Source organism: Streptomyces sp. NPDC094448 (assembly GCF_044763775.1).
In the GTDB taxonomy this organism is placed as follows: Bacteria; Actinomycetota; Actinomycetes; order Streptomycetales; family Streptomycetaceae; genus Streptomyces.
Genome location: NZ_JBIWGU010000006.1, coordinates 84,821 through 99,309, shown reverse-complemented (window position 1 = coordinate 99,309; position 14,489 = coordinate 84,821). Strand labels below are relative to the sequence as shown.

Genomic DNA, 14,489 nt, shown 5'->3' with positions numbered 1-14,489 from the left:
ACACCCCGGGAGCGCGGTGGCGCGCCGCCGCAAGCCGCGCAGCCGCGTACGCCGCACGTGCCGACCCGAGCCGAACCCACCGGAGCCCACCAGATGAAGCACCACCTCATCTCGGCCGCCGATCTCACGCGGGACGACGCCGTCCTCATCCTCGACACCGCCGAGGAGATGGCCCGCGTCGCCGACCGGCCGATCAAGAAGCTGCCCACCCTCCGGGGCCGTACCGTCGTCAACCTCTTCTACGAGGACTCGACCCGGACCCGGATCTCCTTCGAGGCCGCAGCCAAGCGCCTCTCCGCCGACGTCATCAACTTCTCCGCCAAGGGATCCTCGGTCTCCAAGGGCGAATCCCTCAAGGACACCGCGCTGACCCTGGAGGCCATGGGCGCCGACGCCGTCGTCATCCGCCACCACGCCTCCGGAGCGCCCTACCGGCTGGCGAACTCGGGGTGGATCGACGGATCGGTCGTCAACGCGGGCGACGGCACCCACGAGCACCCCACCCAGGCCCTCCTCGACGCCTTCACCGTGCGCCGCCGGCTGGTCGGCAGGGACGCAGGCATGGGACGCGACCTCGCCGGACGCCGGATCACCATCGTCGGGGACGTACTGCACAGCCGGGTCGCCCGATCCAACGTCCTGCTGCTGAACACCCTTGGCGCCCAGGTCACCGTGGTCGCCCCGCCGACCCTGGTGCCCATCGGCGTCGAGAGCTGGCCCTGCGAGGTCTCCTACGACCTCGACGCGGTGCTCCCCAAGTCCGACGCCGTGATGATGCTGAGGGTGCAGCGCGAGCGGATGAACGCCGCCTTCTTCCCCACCGAGCGCGAGTACGCCCGCCGCTACGGCCTCGACGGGGACCGGATGGCCCGGATGCCGGAACACGCCGTCGTCATGCACCCCGGACCGATGAACCGGGGTATGGAGATCACGGCCGCGGTCGCCGACTCCGACCGCTGCACCGCCGTCGAACAGGTCGCCAACGGGGTCTCCATCCGGATGGCGGTCCTCTATCTGCTGCTCGGCGGCAACGAGTCCGCCGCCCACACGTCCCGTACCGAGGAGACCCAGTAACCATGAGCAAGATCCTTATCCGTGGCGCCGGGATCCTCGGCGGACGGCCCCAGGACGTCCTGATCGACGGCGGGACCATCGCCCGGGTCGCCGACGCCATCGACCCCGAGGTCGCCGGAGCCGCCACCGTGGTCGAGGCCGCGGGACGGATCCTCCTGCCCGGCCTGGTCGACCTCCACACCCATCTGCGCGAGCCCGGCCGCGAGGACTCCGAGACCGTCCTCACCGGCACCCGCGCCGCGGCCGCCGGCGGCTACACCGCCGTCCACGCCATGGCCAACACCTTCCCCGTCGCCGACACCGCCGGTGTGGTCGAGCAGGTCTACCGGCTCGGCAAGGAGTCCGGCTACTGCGACGTCCAGCCCGTCGGCGCCGTCACGGTCGGCCTGGAGGGCAAGCAGCTCGCCGAGCTGGGCGCCATGCACGACTCCGCCGCCGGAGTGAAGGTCTTCTCCGACGACGGCAAGTGCGTCGACGACGCGGTGATCATGCGCCGCGCCCTGGAGTACGTGAAGGCCTTCGACGGCGTCATCGCCCAGCACGCCCAGGAGCCCCGGCTGACCGAGGGCGCCCAGATGAACGAGGGCGTCGTCTCCGCCGAACTCGGACTCGGCGGCTGGCCCGCCGTCGCCGAGGAGTCGATCATCGCCCGTGACGTCCTCCTCGCCGCGCACGTCGGCTCCCGGGTCCATATCTGCCACCTCTCCACCGCGGGCTCCGTGGAGATCGTGCGCTGGGCCAAGTCCAAGGGCTGGAACGTCACCGCCGAGGTCACCCCCCACCACCTCCTCCTCACCGACGAACTGGTCCGCACCTACGACCCGGTCTACAAGGTGAACCCCCCGCTGCGCACCGCGACCGACGTGATGGCGCTCCGCGAGGCCCTGGCCGACGGCACCATCGACTGCGTCGCCACCGACCACGCGCCGCACCCCCACGAGGACAAGGACTGCGAGTGGGGCGCCGCCGCCATGGGCATGGTCGGTCTGGAGACCGCGCTCTCCGTCGTCCAGGAGACGATGGTCGAGACCGGGCTGCTCGACTGGGCCCAGGTCGCCGACCGGATGTCCTTCCGGCCCGCCCGCATCGGCCGCCTCGAAGGACACGGCCGGCCCGTCGCGCCGGGGGAGCCCGCCAACCTGGTGCTGGTCGATCCGGCTTACCGTGGTGCGGTGGACCCCGCGGGCTTCGCCTCCCGCAGCCGCAACACCCCCTACCAGGGCCGTGAGCTGCCGGGACGTGTCACCCACACCTTCCTGCGGGGCCGGGCAACGGTCGTCGACGGGAAGCTGACGTGACAACACTCACCACCATCGCAGCAGGGCTCGCAGCCGAGGAGCGCAGGTCGGCGGAGGTGACCGACTGGGCCGCCCGTATCGGCTGGGTCGTCGGACTCCTCCTCTTCGTCGTCCTGGTCTACTGGCTGATGCGCCAGGGCTGGAAATGGCGCGGCAGCCTCCAGTCCGGTCTGCCCGCACTCCACGGACTGTCCGCATCCTCCGGCACTCCGGTCGCCGCCCTCAGCGGCCGCTACCACGGCTCCACCACCGCCGGGCAGTGGCTCGACCGGATCGTCGCCCATGGACTGGGCGCCCGCAGCCGGGTCGAGCTGACCCTCACCGAGGCCGGAGTGGACGTGGTACGCCCCGGGGCGGCCGACTTCCACATCCCCCGCTCCGCCCTGCGCGGCGCCCGCCTCGACAAGGGCATCGCCGGAAAGGTCCTCGCCGAGGGCGGACTGCTCGTCCTCACCTGGGAGCACGGCGGAACCCTCCTCGACTCCGGCTTCCGCTCCGACCGGGCCGCCGAGCACAACGACTGGGTCACCACCCTGAACCAGCTGATCACCACGAAGGAAGGCGCACGATGACCACCTCCACCAGGGGAACCGCCGCACGGCGGACCACGGTTCCCGCCGTACTCGTCCTGGAGGACGGCCGCACCTTCCGCGGCCGTGCCTACGGGGCCGTGGGGGAGACCTTCGGCGAAGCGGTGTTCAACACCGGCATGACCGGGTACCAGGAGACGCTGACCGACCCCTCGTACCACCGCCAGGTCGTCGTCATGACCGCCCCGCACATCGGCAACACCGGCGTCAACGACGAGGACGACGAGTCCCGGAAGATCTGGGTCGCCGGCTACGTCGTCCGCGACCCCGCCCGGACTCCGTCGAACTGGCGCTCCCGCCGCACCCTCGACGACGAGCTGACCGCCCAGGGCATCGTCGGCATCAGCGGAATCGACACCCGCGCCCTCACCCGCCATCTGCGCGAACGCGGCGCCATGCGGGTCGGCATCTTCTCCGGCGACGCCCTCGCCGACGAAGCCGCCCTGCTCGCCCGGGTCCGGTCCGCCCCTCGGATGAAGGGCGCCGACCTCTCCGCCGAGGTCGCCACCGCGGAGACGTACACCGTCCCCGCGATCGGCGAGAAGCGGTTCACCGTCGCCGCCCTCGACCTCGGCATCAAGGGCATGACCCCGCAGCTGATGGCCGAGCGCGGCATAGAAGTCCACGTCCTGCCCGCCACCGCCACCGCCGACGAGGTCTACGCGATCGCCCCGGGCGGACCTGACGGTGTATTCCTCTCCAACGGCCCCGGCGACCCGGCCACCGCCGACCTCACCGTCGTCAAGGCCGTCCTGGAGCGCGGCACCCCCCTCTTCGGGATCTGCTTCGGCAACCAGCTCCTCGGCCGCGCCCTGGGCTTCGGCACCTACAAGCTGAAGTACGGCCACCGAGGCATCAACCAGCCCGTCCAGGACCGTGCGACGGGCAAGGTCGAGGTCACGGCCCACAACCACGGCTTCGCCGTCGACGCCCCCCTCGACACCGTCTCCGACACCCCCTACGGCCGCGCCGAGGTCTCCCACGTCTGTCTCAACGACAACGTGGTGGAAGGCCTGCGCCTGCTCGACCGGCCGGCCTTCAGCGTTCAGTACCACCCCGAGGCGGCCGCGGGCCCGCACGACGCCGCGTACCTGTTCGACCGCTTCGTCTCCCTGATGGAGGGCCAGCGTGCCTAAGCGCACCGACATCCAGTCCGTCCTGGTCATCGGCTCCGGCCCGATCGTCATCGGCCAGGCCGCCGAGTTCGACTACTCCGGCACCCAGGCCTGCCGCGTCCTCAAGGCCGAGGGCCTGCGGGTGATCCTGGTCAACTCCAACCCGGCCACGATCATGACCGACCCGGAGATCGCCGACGCCACCTACGTCGAGCCGATCACCCCCGAGTTCGTCGAGAAGATCATCGCCAAGGAGCGCCCCGACGCGCTGCTGCCCACCCTCGGCGGCCAGACCGCGCTGAACACCGCGATCTCCATGCACGAGCAGGGCGTCCTGGAGAAGTACGGCGTCGAACTCATCGGCGCCAATGTCGAGGCCATCAACAAGGGCGAGGACCGCGACCTCTTCAAGGGCGTCGTCGAGGCCGTCAAGGCCAAGATCGGCTACGGCGAGTCCGCCCGCTCGGTCATCTGCCACTCCATGGACGACGTCCTCCAGGGTGTCGACACCCTCGGCGGCTACCCCGTCGTCGTCCGCCCCTCCTTCACCATGGGCGGCGCCGGCTCCGGCTTCGCCCACGACGAGGAGGAGCTGCGCCGCATCGCCGGCCAGGGCCTCACGCTCTCCCCGACCACCGAGGTCCTCCTGGAGGAGTCCATCCTCGGCTGGAAGGAGTACGAGCTGGAGCTGATGCGCGACAAGAACGACAACGTCGTGGTCGTCTGCTCCATCGAGAACTTCGATCCGATGGGCGTCCACACCGGCGACTCCATCACCGTCGCCCCCTCGATGACCCTCACCGACCGCGAGTACCAGCGGCTCCGCGATATCGGTATCGCGATCATCCGCGAGGTCGGCGTCGACACCGGCGGCTGCAATATCCAGTTCGCGGTCGACCCGGAAGACGGCCGGATCATCGTCATCGAGATGAACCCCCGGGTCTCCCGCTCCTCCGCACTCGCCTCCAAGGCCACCGGCTTCCCGATCGCCAAGATCGCCGCCAAGCTGGCCGTCGGCTACACGCTCGACGAGATCCCCAACGACATCACCGAGCAGACCCCGGCGTCCTTCGAGCCCACCCTCGACTACGTCGTGGTCAAGGCCCCCCGCTTCGCCTTCGAGAAGTTCCCCTCCGCCGACGCCACCCTCACCACCACCATGAAGTCGGTCGGCGAGGCCATGGCGATCGGCCGCAACTTCACCGAGGCCCTCCAGAAGGCCCTGCGCTCCCTGGAGAAGAAGGGCAGCCAGTTCGACTTCACCTCGCCCACCGGGGACAAGGACGAGCTGCTGCGCGAGGCGGTACGCCCCACCGACGGCCGCATCAACACCGTCATGACCGCGATCCGCGCCGGGGCGACCCCCGAGGAGGTCTTCGAGGCCACCCGGATCGACCCCTGGTTCGTCGACCAGCTCTTCCTCATCAAGGAGTACGCGGACGAGCTGGCCGCCGCCGACAAGCTCACCCCCGAGCTGCTCGGCGAAGCCAAGCGGCACGGTTTCTCCGACGCCCAGATCGCCGGTATCCGCGGACTCCGCGAGGACGTCGTCCGCGAGGTCCGCCACGCCCTCGGCATCCGCCCGGTCTACAAGACCGTCGACACCTGCGCCGCCGAGTTCGCCGCCCGGACGCCGTACTTCTACTCCTCGTACGACGAGGAGACCGAGGTCGCGCCGCGCGAGAAGCCCGCCGTGATCATCCTCGGCTCCGGGCCCAACCGCATCGGCCAGGGCATCGAGTTCGACTACTCCTGCGTCCACGCCTCCTTCGCGCTCAGCGACGCCGGCTACGAGACCGTGATGGTCAACTGCAACCCCGAGACCGTCTCCACCGACTACGACACCTCCGACCGGCTCTACTTCGAGCCGCTCACCCTGGAGGACGTCCTGGAGATCGTGCACGCCGAGGCGCAGGCCGGACCGATCGCCGGAGTCGTCGTCCAGCTCGGCGGCCAGACCCCGCTGGGTCTCGCCCAGGCACTCAAGGACAACGGCGTCCCCGTCGTCGGAACCTCCCCGGAGGCCATCCACGCCGCCGAGGACCGCGGAGCCTTCGGCCGGGTCCTCGCGGAGGCCGGACTGCCGGCCCCCAAGCACGGCACCGCGACCACCTTCGCCGAGGCCAAGGCCATCGCCGACGAGATCGGCTACCCCGTCCTGGTCCGCCCCAGCTACGTCCTCGGCGGCCGCGGGATGGAGATCGTGTACGAGGAGGCCCGGCTGGAGTCGTACATCGCCGAGTCCACCGAGATCAGCCCCACCCGGCCGGTCCTGGTCGACCGCTTCCTCGACGACGCCATCGAGATCGACGTCGACGCCCTCTACGACGGCAGCGAGCTGTACCTCGGCGGCGTCATGGAGCATATCGAGGAGGCCGGAATCCACTCCGGCGACTCCGCCTGCGCCCTGCCCCCGATCACCCTCGGCGGCTTCGACATCAAGCGGCTGCGCGCCTCCACCGAAGCCATCGCCCGCGGCGTCGGCGTCCGCGGACTGATCAACATCCAGTTCGCCCTGGCCGGGGACATCCTCTACGTCCTGGAGGCCAACCCCCGGGCCTCCCGTACGGTCCCCTTCACCTCCAAGGCGACCGCCGTGCCGCTGGCCAAGGCCGCCGCCCGGATCTCCCTGGGCGCCGGCATCGCCGAACTGCGCGCCGAGGGCCTGCTGCCCGCCACCGGCGACGGCGGCACCCTGCCGATGGACGCGCCGATCTCCGTCAAGGAGGCCGTGATGCCGTGGTCCCGCTTCCGGGACATCCACGGCCGCGGTGTCGACACCGTCCTCGGCCCGGAGATGCGCTCCACCGGCGAGGTCATGGGCATCGACACCGTCTTCGGCACGGCGTACGCCAAATCGCAGGCGGGCGCCTACGGACCGCTGCCCACCACGGGCCGCGCGTTCATCTCGGTCGCCAACCGCGACAAGCGTTCGATGATCTTCCCGGCCCGGGAGCTGGTCGCCCACGGCTTCGAGCTGCTCGCCACCTCCGGCACCGCCGAGGTCCTCAAGCGCAACGGCATCAACGCCACCGTGGTGCGCAAGCACAGCGAGGGCGAGGGCCCCAACGGCGAGAAGACCATCGTCCAGCTGATCCACGACGGCGGGGTCGACCTGATCGTCAACACCCCGTACGGCACCGGCGGCCGCCTCGACGGCTACGACATCCGGACCGCCGCCGTCGCCAGGGCCGTACCCTGCCTCACCACGGTCCAGGCGCTTGCCGCCGCCGTCCAGGGCATCGACGCGCTCAACCGCGGCGACGTCGGCGTCCGCTCCCTCCAGGAGCACGCGGAGCACCTGACCGCGGCCCGCGACTGACCGGCCCGAGGGGCGCGAGGGGAGGGGGACACCGCACACGCGGTGTCCCCCCCCCCACGACAGCCCCCCGCAGGCACCGCCCGCCGGACCGGCCGGGGACCGCCGCACAGGATCCCCGCCCGGCCGGTGAGGTCACCGACGCCGACCCCGGCCCCGAGGAACCCACCATGTACCAGCTCTTCTTCTCCCTCTTCTTCAAGCGGATGGACCCCGAGGCGGCCCACCACCTCGCCTTCCGCTGGATCCGGCTCCTCGCCCGGATCCCCGTCCTGCGCACCTACGCCGCCGCCGTCCTCGCACCCCGCCACGAGGAACTGCGCACCGAGGCCTTCGGACTGCGGATGCACGGCCCCTTCGGCCTCGCGGCCGGCTTCGACAAGAACGCCTCCGGCATCGACGGCCTGGCCATGCTCGGCTTCGATCACGTGGAGATCGGTACGGTCACCGCGCTGGCCCAGCCCGGCAACCCCAAGCAGCGACTCTTCCGCCTGGTCGCCGACCGGGCCCTGATCAACCGGATGGGCTTCAACAACGACGGCTCCGCCGCGGTCGCCCAGCGGCTGGGGGAGCGCCGCCCGGTCTTCCGTACCACCGTCGGCGTCAACATCGGCAAGACCAAGGTCGTCCCGGAGGCGGAGGCGGCCGCCGACTACGTCACCTCCACCGAGCGACTGGCCCGGCACGCCGACTACCTCGTGGTCAACGTCTCCTCGCCGAACACCCCCGGCCTGCGCAACCTCCAGGCCACCGAATCCCTGCGCCCCCTGCTGACCGCCGTCCGGGAGGCCGCCGACCGCACCGAGACCCGCCGCCGGGTCCCGCTGCTGGTCAAGATCGCCCCCGATCTCGCCGACGAGGACATCGACGCCGTCGCCGATCTCGCGGTCGAGCTGGGGCTCGACGGGATCATCGCCACCAACACCACCATCGCCCGCGACGGCCTCGTCTCGCCCGCCGAGCTGACCGCCGAGACCGGCGGGCTCTCCGGAGCGCCGCTGAAGGACCGCTCCCTCCAGGTCCTGCGGCGGCTGTACGCCCGGGTCGGCGACCGGATCACCCTGGTCGGCGTCGGCGGTATCGAGGACGCCGAGGACGCCTGGCAGCGCATCCTGGCCGGAGCCACCCTGGTCCAGGGCTACAGCGCCTTCGTCTACCAGGGGCCGTTCTGGAGCCGTGCCGTCCACCAGGGGCTGGCGGCCCGGCTCAAGGCGAGCCCGTACGCCACCCTGGCCGAGGCCGTCGGCGCCGGTGTCCGGGCCGGCGCCGACGGGACCACCACCGAGGAGACCGCCGCATGACCACCACGAACCTCCCCTTCGGCGCCCGGCTGCGCGCGGCGGCGGACGACCGCGGTCCGCTCTGCGTCGGGATCGACCCGCATGCCTCCCTGCTCACCGCCTGGGGGCTGAACGACGACGTCGCCGGTCTGGAGCGGTTCGCCCGCACCACGGTCGAGGCGCTCGCCGACCGGGTCGCCGTCCTCAAACCGCAGGCCGCGTTCTTCGAGCGGTTCGGCTCCCGGGGCGTCGCCGTCCTGGAGAAGACCGTCGAGGAGGCCCGGTCCGCGGGCGCACTGGTCCTGATGGACGCCAAGCGCGGCGATATCGGCTCCACCATGGCCGCGTACGCCTCGGCCTTCCTCGACCCGGCGTCGCCGCTGTTCTCCGATGCCGTCACGGTCTCCCCGTACCTCGGCTTCGGCTCCCTGCGCCCGGCGCTGGACGCCGCGGCCGCCGCCGGATCGGGCGTCTTCGTCCTGGCGCTCACGTCCAATCCGGAAGGGGCCGAGGTACAGCGGGCCGTCGCCGCCGACGGCCGTACGCTGGCGCAGGTGATGCTCGACCATATGGCCGCAGAGAACGCGGACGCCCGGCCGCTGGGCTCGGTCGGTGCCGTGGTCGGCGCCACGCTCGACGGTGCCGGGGTGGACCTGGAGATCAACGGACCGCTCCTCGCCCCGGGCATCGGCGCCCAGGGGGCGACCCCGGCGGACCTGCCGCGGGTCTTCGGAGCGGCGGTCGGCAACGTCGTCCCGAGCGTCAGCCGGGGCGTCCTGCGCCACGGCCCCGACCCGGCCGCGCTCCGGGCGGCCGCGGAACTCTTCGCGGAGGAGTGCCGGGCGGTGGTCGAGGGAGCGCGGTAGCCCCGCCCCGGCGCAGTCGCCCGGATCAGCGGATTCCCCGGATTCAGCGGTCTCGGTGATGCGGCGCATCTGCGGACCCGGTGCACCCGGTGGATGCGGTGGATGCGGCGCAGCGGTGATCGGTGCAACGGTGAAATACGGAGACGGTCCGTCCCGGGCGCATCACGGTGGAATCCGGCCGGATCCACCGGAAAGGCCCGACCCGGGGCAGGGCGCCGGTCCGGCGGTGGCCGGCCGGGGGCTCTCATCGTGTGTAGATGTACTGACCAGCGGATTTGTCGGCGGAGGCCGCCGGGCCGTCCGGGCGGCCGTTCGCACAGCGAGTTGACAGAATCTTGACGCAAAACCTCGCCGTTTTGTCGTAAAAGTCCTGGTCGGTCGATGCTGACCAGGACTTTTCGTCTGTTCTCGCTGACTGGAGCGGTGCGGCCCGCTAGTCTCCGTCGAAGAGCGGCACGAGCACTGCGTTGCTCGTTGCTCGCCTGGTGTGGGGCGACTAGGTTCCTCACCGGTCCGTATCCGACAGTTCGACATCCGAGGTGACGTAGGCGTGGCTCTTCCGCCCCTTACCCCTGAACAGCGCGCAGCCGCGCTCGAAAAGGCCGCCGCGGCTCGCCGGGAGCGGGCCGAGGTCAAGAATCGACTCAAGCACTCCGGCGCCTCGCTCCACGAGGTCATCAAGCAGGGCCAGGAGAACGACGTCATCGGCAAGATGAAGGTCTCCGCGCTTCTGGAGTCGCTGCCCGGCGTGGGCAAGGTCCGCGCCAAGCAGATCATGGAGCGGCTCGGCATCTCCGAGAGCCGCCGGGTCCGTGGTCTCGGCTCCAACCAGATCGCTTCCCTGGAGCGGGAGTTCGGCGGCGGCCCCGCCTGATCTCCTCCCGATGTCCGGGGCGGCGGTCCCGGACACTCCGGAGAACCGGGATAATCGCTGCATGGCAGCAGAAGTACGTCCGCGGCTGACCGTGCTCTCCGGCCCCTCCGGGGTCGGCAAGAGCACGGTCGTCGCGCATATGCGCAAGGCTCACCCCGAGGTCTGGCTCTCGGTGTCGGCCACCACGAGAAAGCCGCGCCCCGGCGAGCGCCACGGCGTCCAGTATTTCTTCGTCACCGACGACGAATTCGACAAGCTGATCGCCAACGGCGAGCTGCTGGAGTGGGCGACCTTCGCGGGCAACCGCTACGGCACGCCCCGCGGGGCGGTCCTCGACCGACTGGACGCGGGCGAGCCGGTGCTGCTGGAGATCGACCTCCAGGGCGCCCGGCAGGTGAAGGAGTCCATGCCGGAGTCCCGGCTGGTCTTCCTCGCCCCGCCGAGCTGGGACGAACTGGTCCGCCGGCTCACCGGCCGGGGCACCGAATCGGCCGCGGTGATCGAGGAGCGGCTGGCCGCCGCCCGGATCGAACTGGCCGCCGAATCGGAGTTCGACACGACCCTGGTCAACACCTCCGTCGAGGACGTGGCGCGTGAGCTGCTAGCCTTGGTGGCGGTGTCTTCCGGCGAGTGATCCTTCTGCGGGATCTCACCGGACCCGGCGGAGCGACGCGGATCCCTCCACGTACCTCCGCCTTCGGCCGAACCGGCCGAGTTCATCATTTTTCCTCTTTCGGAAGGTAGAGCGTGTCCTCTTCCATGACTGCGCCCGAGGGCATCATCAACCCGCCGATCGACGAGCTGCTCGAGGCCACGGACTCGAAGTACAGCCTCGTGATCTACGCGGCCAAGCGGGCGCGCCAGATCAACGCGTACTACTCGCAGCTCGGCGAGGGTCTCCTGGAGTACGTCGGCCCGCTCGTCGACACCCACGTCCACGAGAAGCCCCTCTCGATCGCGCTGCGCGAGATCAACGCCGGTCTGCTGACCTCCGAGGCAGTCGAGGGCGCGACCAACTGATTCACCGCTGCCCGGACGCGCCCGGACGGGCGTCCGCGGCAGCTCTCCATCACCAGGCCCGGCGGGAAGTCCGCCGGGCCTGTGGTGTGTCATGGGTGGTGACAACCGAGAGTGGGGAGAGACCATGGCCGGGCCGGATCAGCCGCAGGCATCGTCCGACAAGCCGCGAGTCGTGCTGGGTGTCGGCGGGGGCATCGCCGCCTACAAGGCCTGTGAGCTGCTGCGCCGGCTCACGGAGTCCGGCCATGACGTCCGTGTGGTGCCGACGGCCTCGGCCCTCCGCTTCGTCGGCGCTCCGACCTGGGAGGCCCTCTCCGGCCACCCCGTCCGGGCCGAGGTCTGGTCCGAGGTGCACGAGGTGCCGCACGTCCGGATCGGCCAGCACGCCGATCTGGTGGTCGTCGCCCCTGCCACCGCCGATCTGCTGGCGAAGGCGGCCCACGGCCTCGCCGACGATCTGCTGACGAACACCCTGCTCACCGCCCGCTGTCCGGTCGTCTTCGCGCCCGCGATGCATACCGAGATGTGGGAACACCCCGCCACCCGGGAGAACGTGGCCGTGCTCCGCCGCCGCGGCGCCGTCGTCATCGAGCCCGCGGTCGGCCGGCTGACCGGCGTCGACACCGGCAAGGGCAGGCTGCCCGACCCGGGCGAGCTGTTCGAGATCTGCCGCCGGGTACTGGCCCGGGGGGCCGCCGGGCCGGATCTGGCGGGCCGCCATGTGGTGGTCAGCGCGGGCGGCACCCGGGAGCCGCTCGACCCGGTCCGGTTCCTCGGCAACCGCTCCTCCGGCAAGCAGGGGTACGCGCTGGCGCGGACCGCCGCCGCCCGGGGTGCCAGGGTGACGCTGGTCACCGCGAATACCACCCTGCCCGATCCGGCGGGCGTCGACGTGGTCCCCGTCGGTACGGCCCTGGAGCTGCGCGAGGCCGTGCTGGCGGCCGCGGTGGACGCGGACGCGGTCGTCATGGCGGCGGCGGTCGCCGATTTCCGCCCGGCCGATTACGCCACCGGGAAGATCAAAAAGAAGGACGGGGTCGAGCCCGAGCCCGTCGCGCTGGTCCGCAATCCGGATGTGCTCGCCGAGCTGTCCGCCGAACGGCCCCGAGCCGGTCAGGTGGTCGTGGGCTTCGCCGCCGAGACGGACGACGTGCTCGCCAACGGCCGCGAGAAGCTCCGCCGCAAGGGCTGCGATCTGCTCGTCGTCAACGAGGTGGGGGAGCGCAGGACCTTCGGCTCGGAGGAGAACGAGGCCGTGGTGCTGGCCGAGGACGGTACGGAGACCCCGGTGCCGTACGGGCCCAAGGAAGCCCTCGCCGATACGGTCTGGGACCTGGTCCTGCCCAGGCTGGACTGACGCCGTCCCTCCCGGATCAGCAGCCCGCCCACCACCGGTCCGGGGCGGCTGATCCCGGAGGGACAGCAGGACACTCCGGTGGCCCCTGTGTCTCCGCCCGCCCCGGGGAAACGCCCGAAAGGATCCCGACGGGACGGCTGATTTCGGCCGTTCCTTCGGCCGGTCAGCCCCATCGCCGCAGCTCAGGGATCAACCACACGGCTCTCACGAATCGGGACGGGTGGACTGACGGCGGACGGTGGCGGATAAACTGGTGTGCGGAACGTCGCGGGGCGCAGCCCCCTGCCGGTCCACCCATGATCAGCCAGCAGCCGCTGCAACCCCAGGGAGCGATGTGTCCCGCCGTCTTTTCACTTCGGAGTCCGTGACCGAGGGTCACCCCGACAAGATCGCCGATCAGATCAGCGACACCATCCTCGACGCCCTGCTGACCGAGGACCCCACCTCTCGTGTCGCCGTCGAGACGCTGATCACCACTGGACTGGTCCATGTGGCCGGCGAGGTCACCACCCAGGCGTACGCAGACATCCCCACGCTCGTGCGCAACAAGATCCTTGAGATCGGCTACGACTCGTCGAAGAAGGGCTTCGACGGCGCGTCCTGCGGAGTGTCGGTGTCGATCGGCGCGCAGTCCCCGGACATCGCCCAGGGCGTCGACGTGGCGTACGAGAAGCGGGTCGAGGGTGCCGACGGCGAAGACGATCTCGACCGGCAGGGCGCGGGCGACCAGGGTCTGATGTTCGGCTACGCGTGCGACGAGACGCCCGAGCTGATGCCGCTCCCGATCAACCTGGCGCACCGGCTCTCCCGCCGGCTCTCCGAGGTCCGCAAGAACGGCACCATCCCCTATCTGCGGCCCGACGGAAAGACCCAGGTCACCATCGAGTACGACGGCGACAAGGCCGTCCGGCTCGACACGGTCGTGGTCTCCTCGCAGCACGCCTCCGACATCGACCTGGACTCGCTGCTCGCACCCGATATCCGCGAGTTCGTCGTGGAGCACGTGCTCAAGCAGCTCGTCGAGGACGGCATCAAGCTGGACACCGACGGCTACCGGCTGCTGGTGAACCCCACCGGCCGGTTCGAGATCGGCGGCCCCATGGGCGACGCCGGACTCACCGGACGCAAGATCATCATCGACACGTACGGCGGTATGGCCCGCCACGGCGGCGGTGCCTTCTCCGGCAAGGACCCGTCCAAGGTGGACCGCTCCGCCGCCTACGCCATGCGCTGGGTCGCGAAGAACGTCGTCGCGGCGGGCCTGGCGGCGCGCTGCGAGGTGCAGGTCGCGTACGCCATCGGCAAGGCCGAGCCGGTCGGTCTCTTCGTCGAGACCTTCGGCACCGCCACGGTCGACGTCGAGAAGATCGAAACGGCGATCGCCCAGGTCTTCGATCTCCGCCCGGCGGCGATCATCCGCGATCTGGACCTGCTGCGGCCGATCTACGCCCAGACCGCGGCGTACGGCCACTTCGGCCGTGAGCTGCCGGACTTCACCTGGGAGCGCACGGACCGCACGGCCGCGCTGCGTACCGCCGCGGGCCTCTGAGCCTGCGGAGTCTGCGCGTTCACGCGGTCTCACGCGTTTCACGGTTTCACGTCTGAGCGGGCTCGCGTTTCCGCGGGCTCGCCACGGGACCCCGCCGCCCTCGCCGGGCGGCGGGGTCCCGTGCGTTGCGGCCTGCGGTTCGGAGCC

Annotated in this window: 12 protein-coding genes; all 12 read left to right on the top strand. The window is 70.9% G+C overall.

What is annotated here, in order from left to right:
- The first annotated feature begins 93 nt into the window (after positions 1-93).
- The 12 genes from ACIQ9E_RS13400 (at position 94) to metK (ending at position 14,342) form a co-directional block, all read left to right on the top strand.
- Positions 94-1,074: an aspartate carbamoyltransferase catalytic subunit gene (locus tag ACIQ9E_RS13400; protein ID WP_403706376.1), complete on the top strand. Its 981-nt coding sequence runs from the start codon at positions 94-96 to the stop codon at positions 1,072-1,074.
- Between the two features lie 2 nt (positions 1,075-1,076).
- Entirely contained in the window at positions 1,077-2,372 is a 1,296-nt protein-coding gene (locus tag ACIQ9E_RS13395; protein ID WP_403706374.1) for a dihydroorotase, read from the top strand.
- A complete protein-coding gene (locus ACIQ9E_RS13390; protein ID WP_403706372.1) occupies positions 2,369-2,944 on the top strand; it encodes a hypothetical protein in 576 nt (191 codons plus the stop codon). The genes ACIQ9E_RS13395 and ACIQ9E_RS13390 overlap by 4 nt, the downstream gene beginning before the upstream one ends.
- The gene (carA, locus tag ACIQ9E_RS13385; RefSeq protein ID WP_403706371.1) at positions 2,941-4,098 is read left to right on the top strand and encodes a glutamine-hydrolyzing carbamoyl-phosphate synthase small subunit; all 1,158 of its coding nucleotides are present in this window, start codon (positions 2,941-2,943) and stop codon (positions 4,096-4,098) included. The genes ACIQ9E_RS13390 and carA overlap by 4 nt, the downstream gene beginning before the upstream one ends.
- Positions 4,091-7,399 (top strand): carbamoyl-phosphate synthase large subunit, encoded by a 3,309-nt coding sequence (carB, locus tag ACIQ9E_RS13380; protein WP_403706369.1) that lies wholly within the window; start codon positions 4,091-4,093, stop codon positions 7,397-7,399. The genes carA and carB overlap by 8 nt, the downstream gene beginning before the upstream one ends.
- Before the next feature lie 167 nt (positions 7,400-7,566).
- Entirely contained in the window at positions 7,567-8,697 is a 1,131-nt protein-coding gene (locus ACIQ9E_RS13375) for a quinone-dependent dihydroorotate dehydrogenase (RefSeq protein WP_403706368.1), read from the top strand.
- On the top strand, positions 8,694-9,542 hold the full coding sequence (gene pyrF / locus ACIQ9E_RS13370) for an orotidine-5'-phosphate decarboxylase (protein WP_403706366.1): 849 nt from the start codon (positions 8,694-8,696) through the stop codon (positions 9,540-9,542). The genes ACIQ9E_RS13375 and pyrF overlap by 4 nt, the downstream gene beginning before the upstream one ends.
- 550 nt (positions 9,543-10,092) lie before the next feature.
- The gene (locus tag ACIQ9E_RS13365; RefSeq protein ID WP_003956414.1) at positions 10,093-10,416 is read left to right on the top strand and encodes an integration host factor; all 324 of its coding nucleotides are present in this window, start codon (positions 10,093-10,095) and stop codon (positions 10,414-10,416) included.
- Between the two features lie 61 nt (positions 10,417-10,477).
- Positions 10,478-11,050 (top strand): guanylate kinase, encoded by a 573-nt coding sequence (gmk, locus tag ACIQ9E_RS13360; protein WP_403706364.1) that lies wholly within the window; start codon positions 10,478-10,480, stop codon positions 11,048-11,050.
- 113 nt (positions 11,051-11,163) lie between these two features.
- The gene (rpoZ, locus tag ACIQ9E_RS13355; protein WP_040916850.1) at positions 11,164-11,436 is read left to right on the top strand and encodes a DNA-directed RNA polymerase subunit omega; all 273 of its coding nucleotides are present in this window, start codon (positions 11,164-11,166) and stop codon (positions 11,434-11,436) included.
- Positions 11,437-11,560: 124 nt separating this feature from the next.
- On the top strand, positions 11,561-12,793 hold the full coding sequence (gene coaBC, locus ACIQ9E_RS13350) for a bifunctional phosphopantothenoylcysteine decarboxylase/phosphopantothenate--cysteine ligase CoaBC (protein WP_403706363.1): 1,233 nt from the start codon (positions 11,561-11,563) through the stop codon (positions 12,791-12,793).
- 334 nt (positions 12,794-13,127) lie between these two features.
- Entirely contained in the window at positions 13,128-14,342 is a 1,215-nt protein-coding gene (metK, locus tag ACIQ9E_RS13345) for a methionine adenosyltransferase (protein WP_403706362.1), read from the top strand.
- Positions 14,343-14,489: the final 147 nt, after the last annotated feature.

Excerpts from the sequence above, each read along its gene's own strand:
- gmk (WP_403706364.1), top strand. The coding sequence starts at position 10,478 with ATGGCAGCAGAAGTACGTCCGCGGCTGACCGTGCTCTCCGGCCCCTCC.
- ACIQ9E_RS13395 (WP_403706374.1), top strand. The coding sequence starts at position 1,077 with ATGAGCAAGATCCTTATCCGTGGCGCCGGGATCCTCGGCGGACGGCCC.
- pyrF (WP_403706366.1), top strand. The coding sequence starts at position 8,694 with ATGACCACCACGAACCTCCCCTTCGGCGCCCGGCTGCGCGCGGCGGCG.
- ACIQ9E_RS13375 (WP_403706368.1), top strand. The coding sequence starts at position 7,567 with ATGTACCAGCTCTTCTTCTCCCTCTTCTTCAAGCGGATGGACCCCGAG.
- ACIQ9E_RS13400 (WP_403706376.1), top strand. The coding sequence starts at position 94 with ATGAAGCACCACCTCATCTCGGCCGCCGATCTCACGCGGGACGACGCC.
- carA (WP_403706371.1), top strand. The coding sequence starts at position 2,941 with ATGACCACCTCCACCAGGGGAACCGCCGCACGGCGGACCACGGTTCCC.
- coaBC (WP_403706363.1), top strand. The coding sequence starts at position 11,561 with ATGGCCGGGCCGGATCAGCCGCAGGCATCGTCCGACAAGCCGCGAGTC.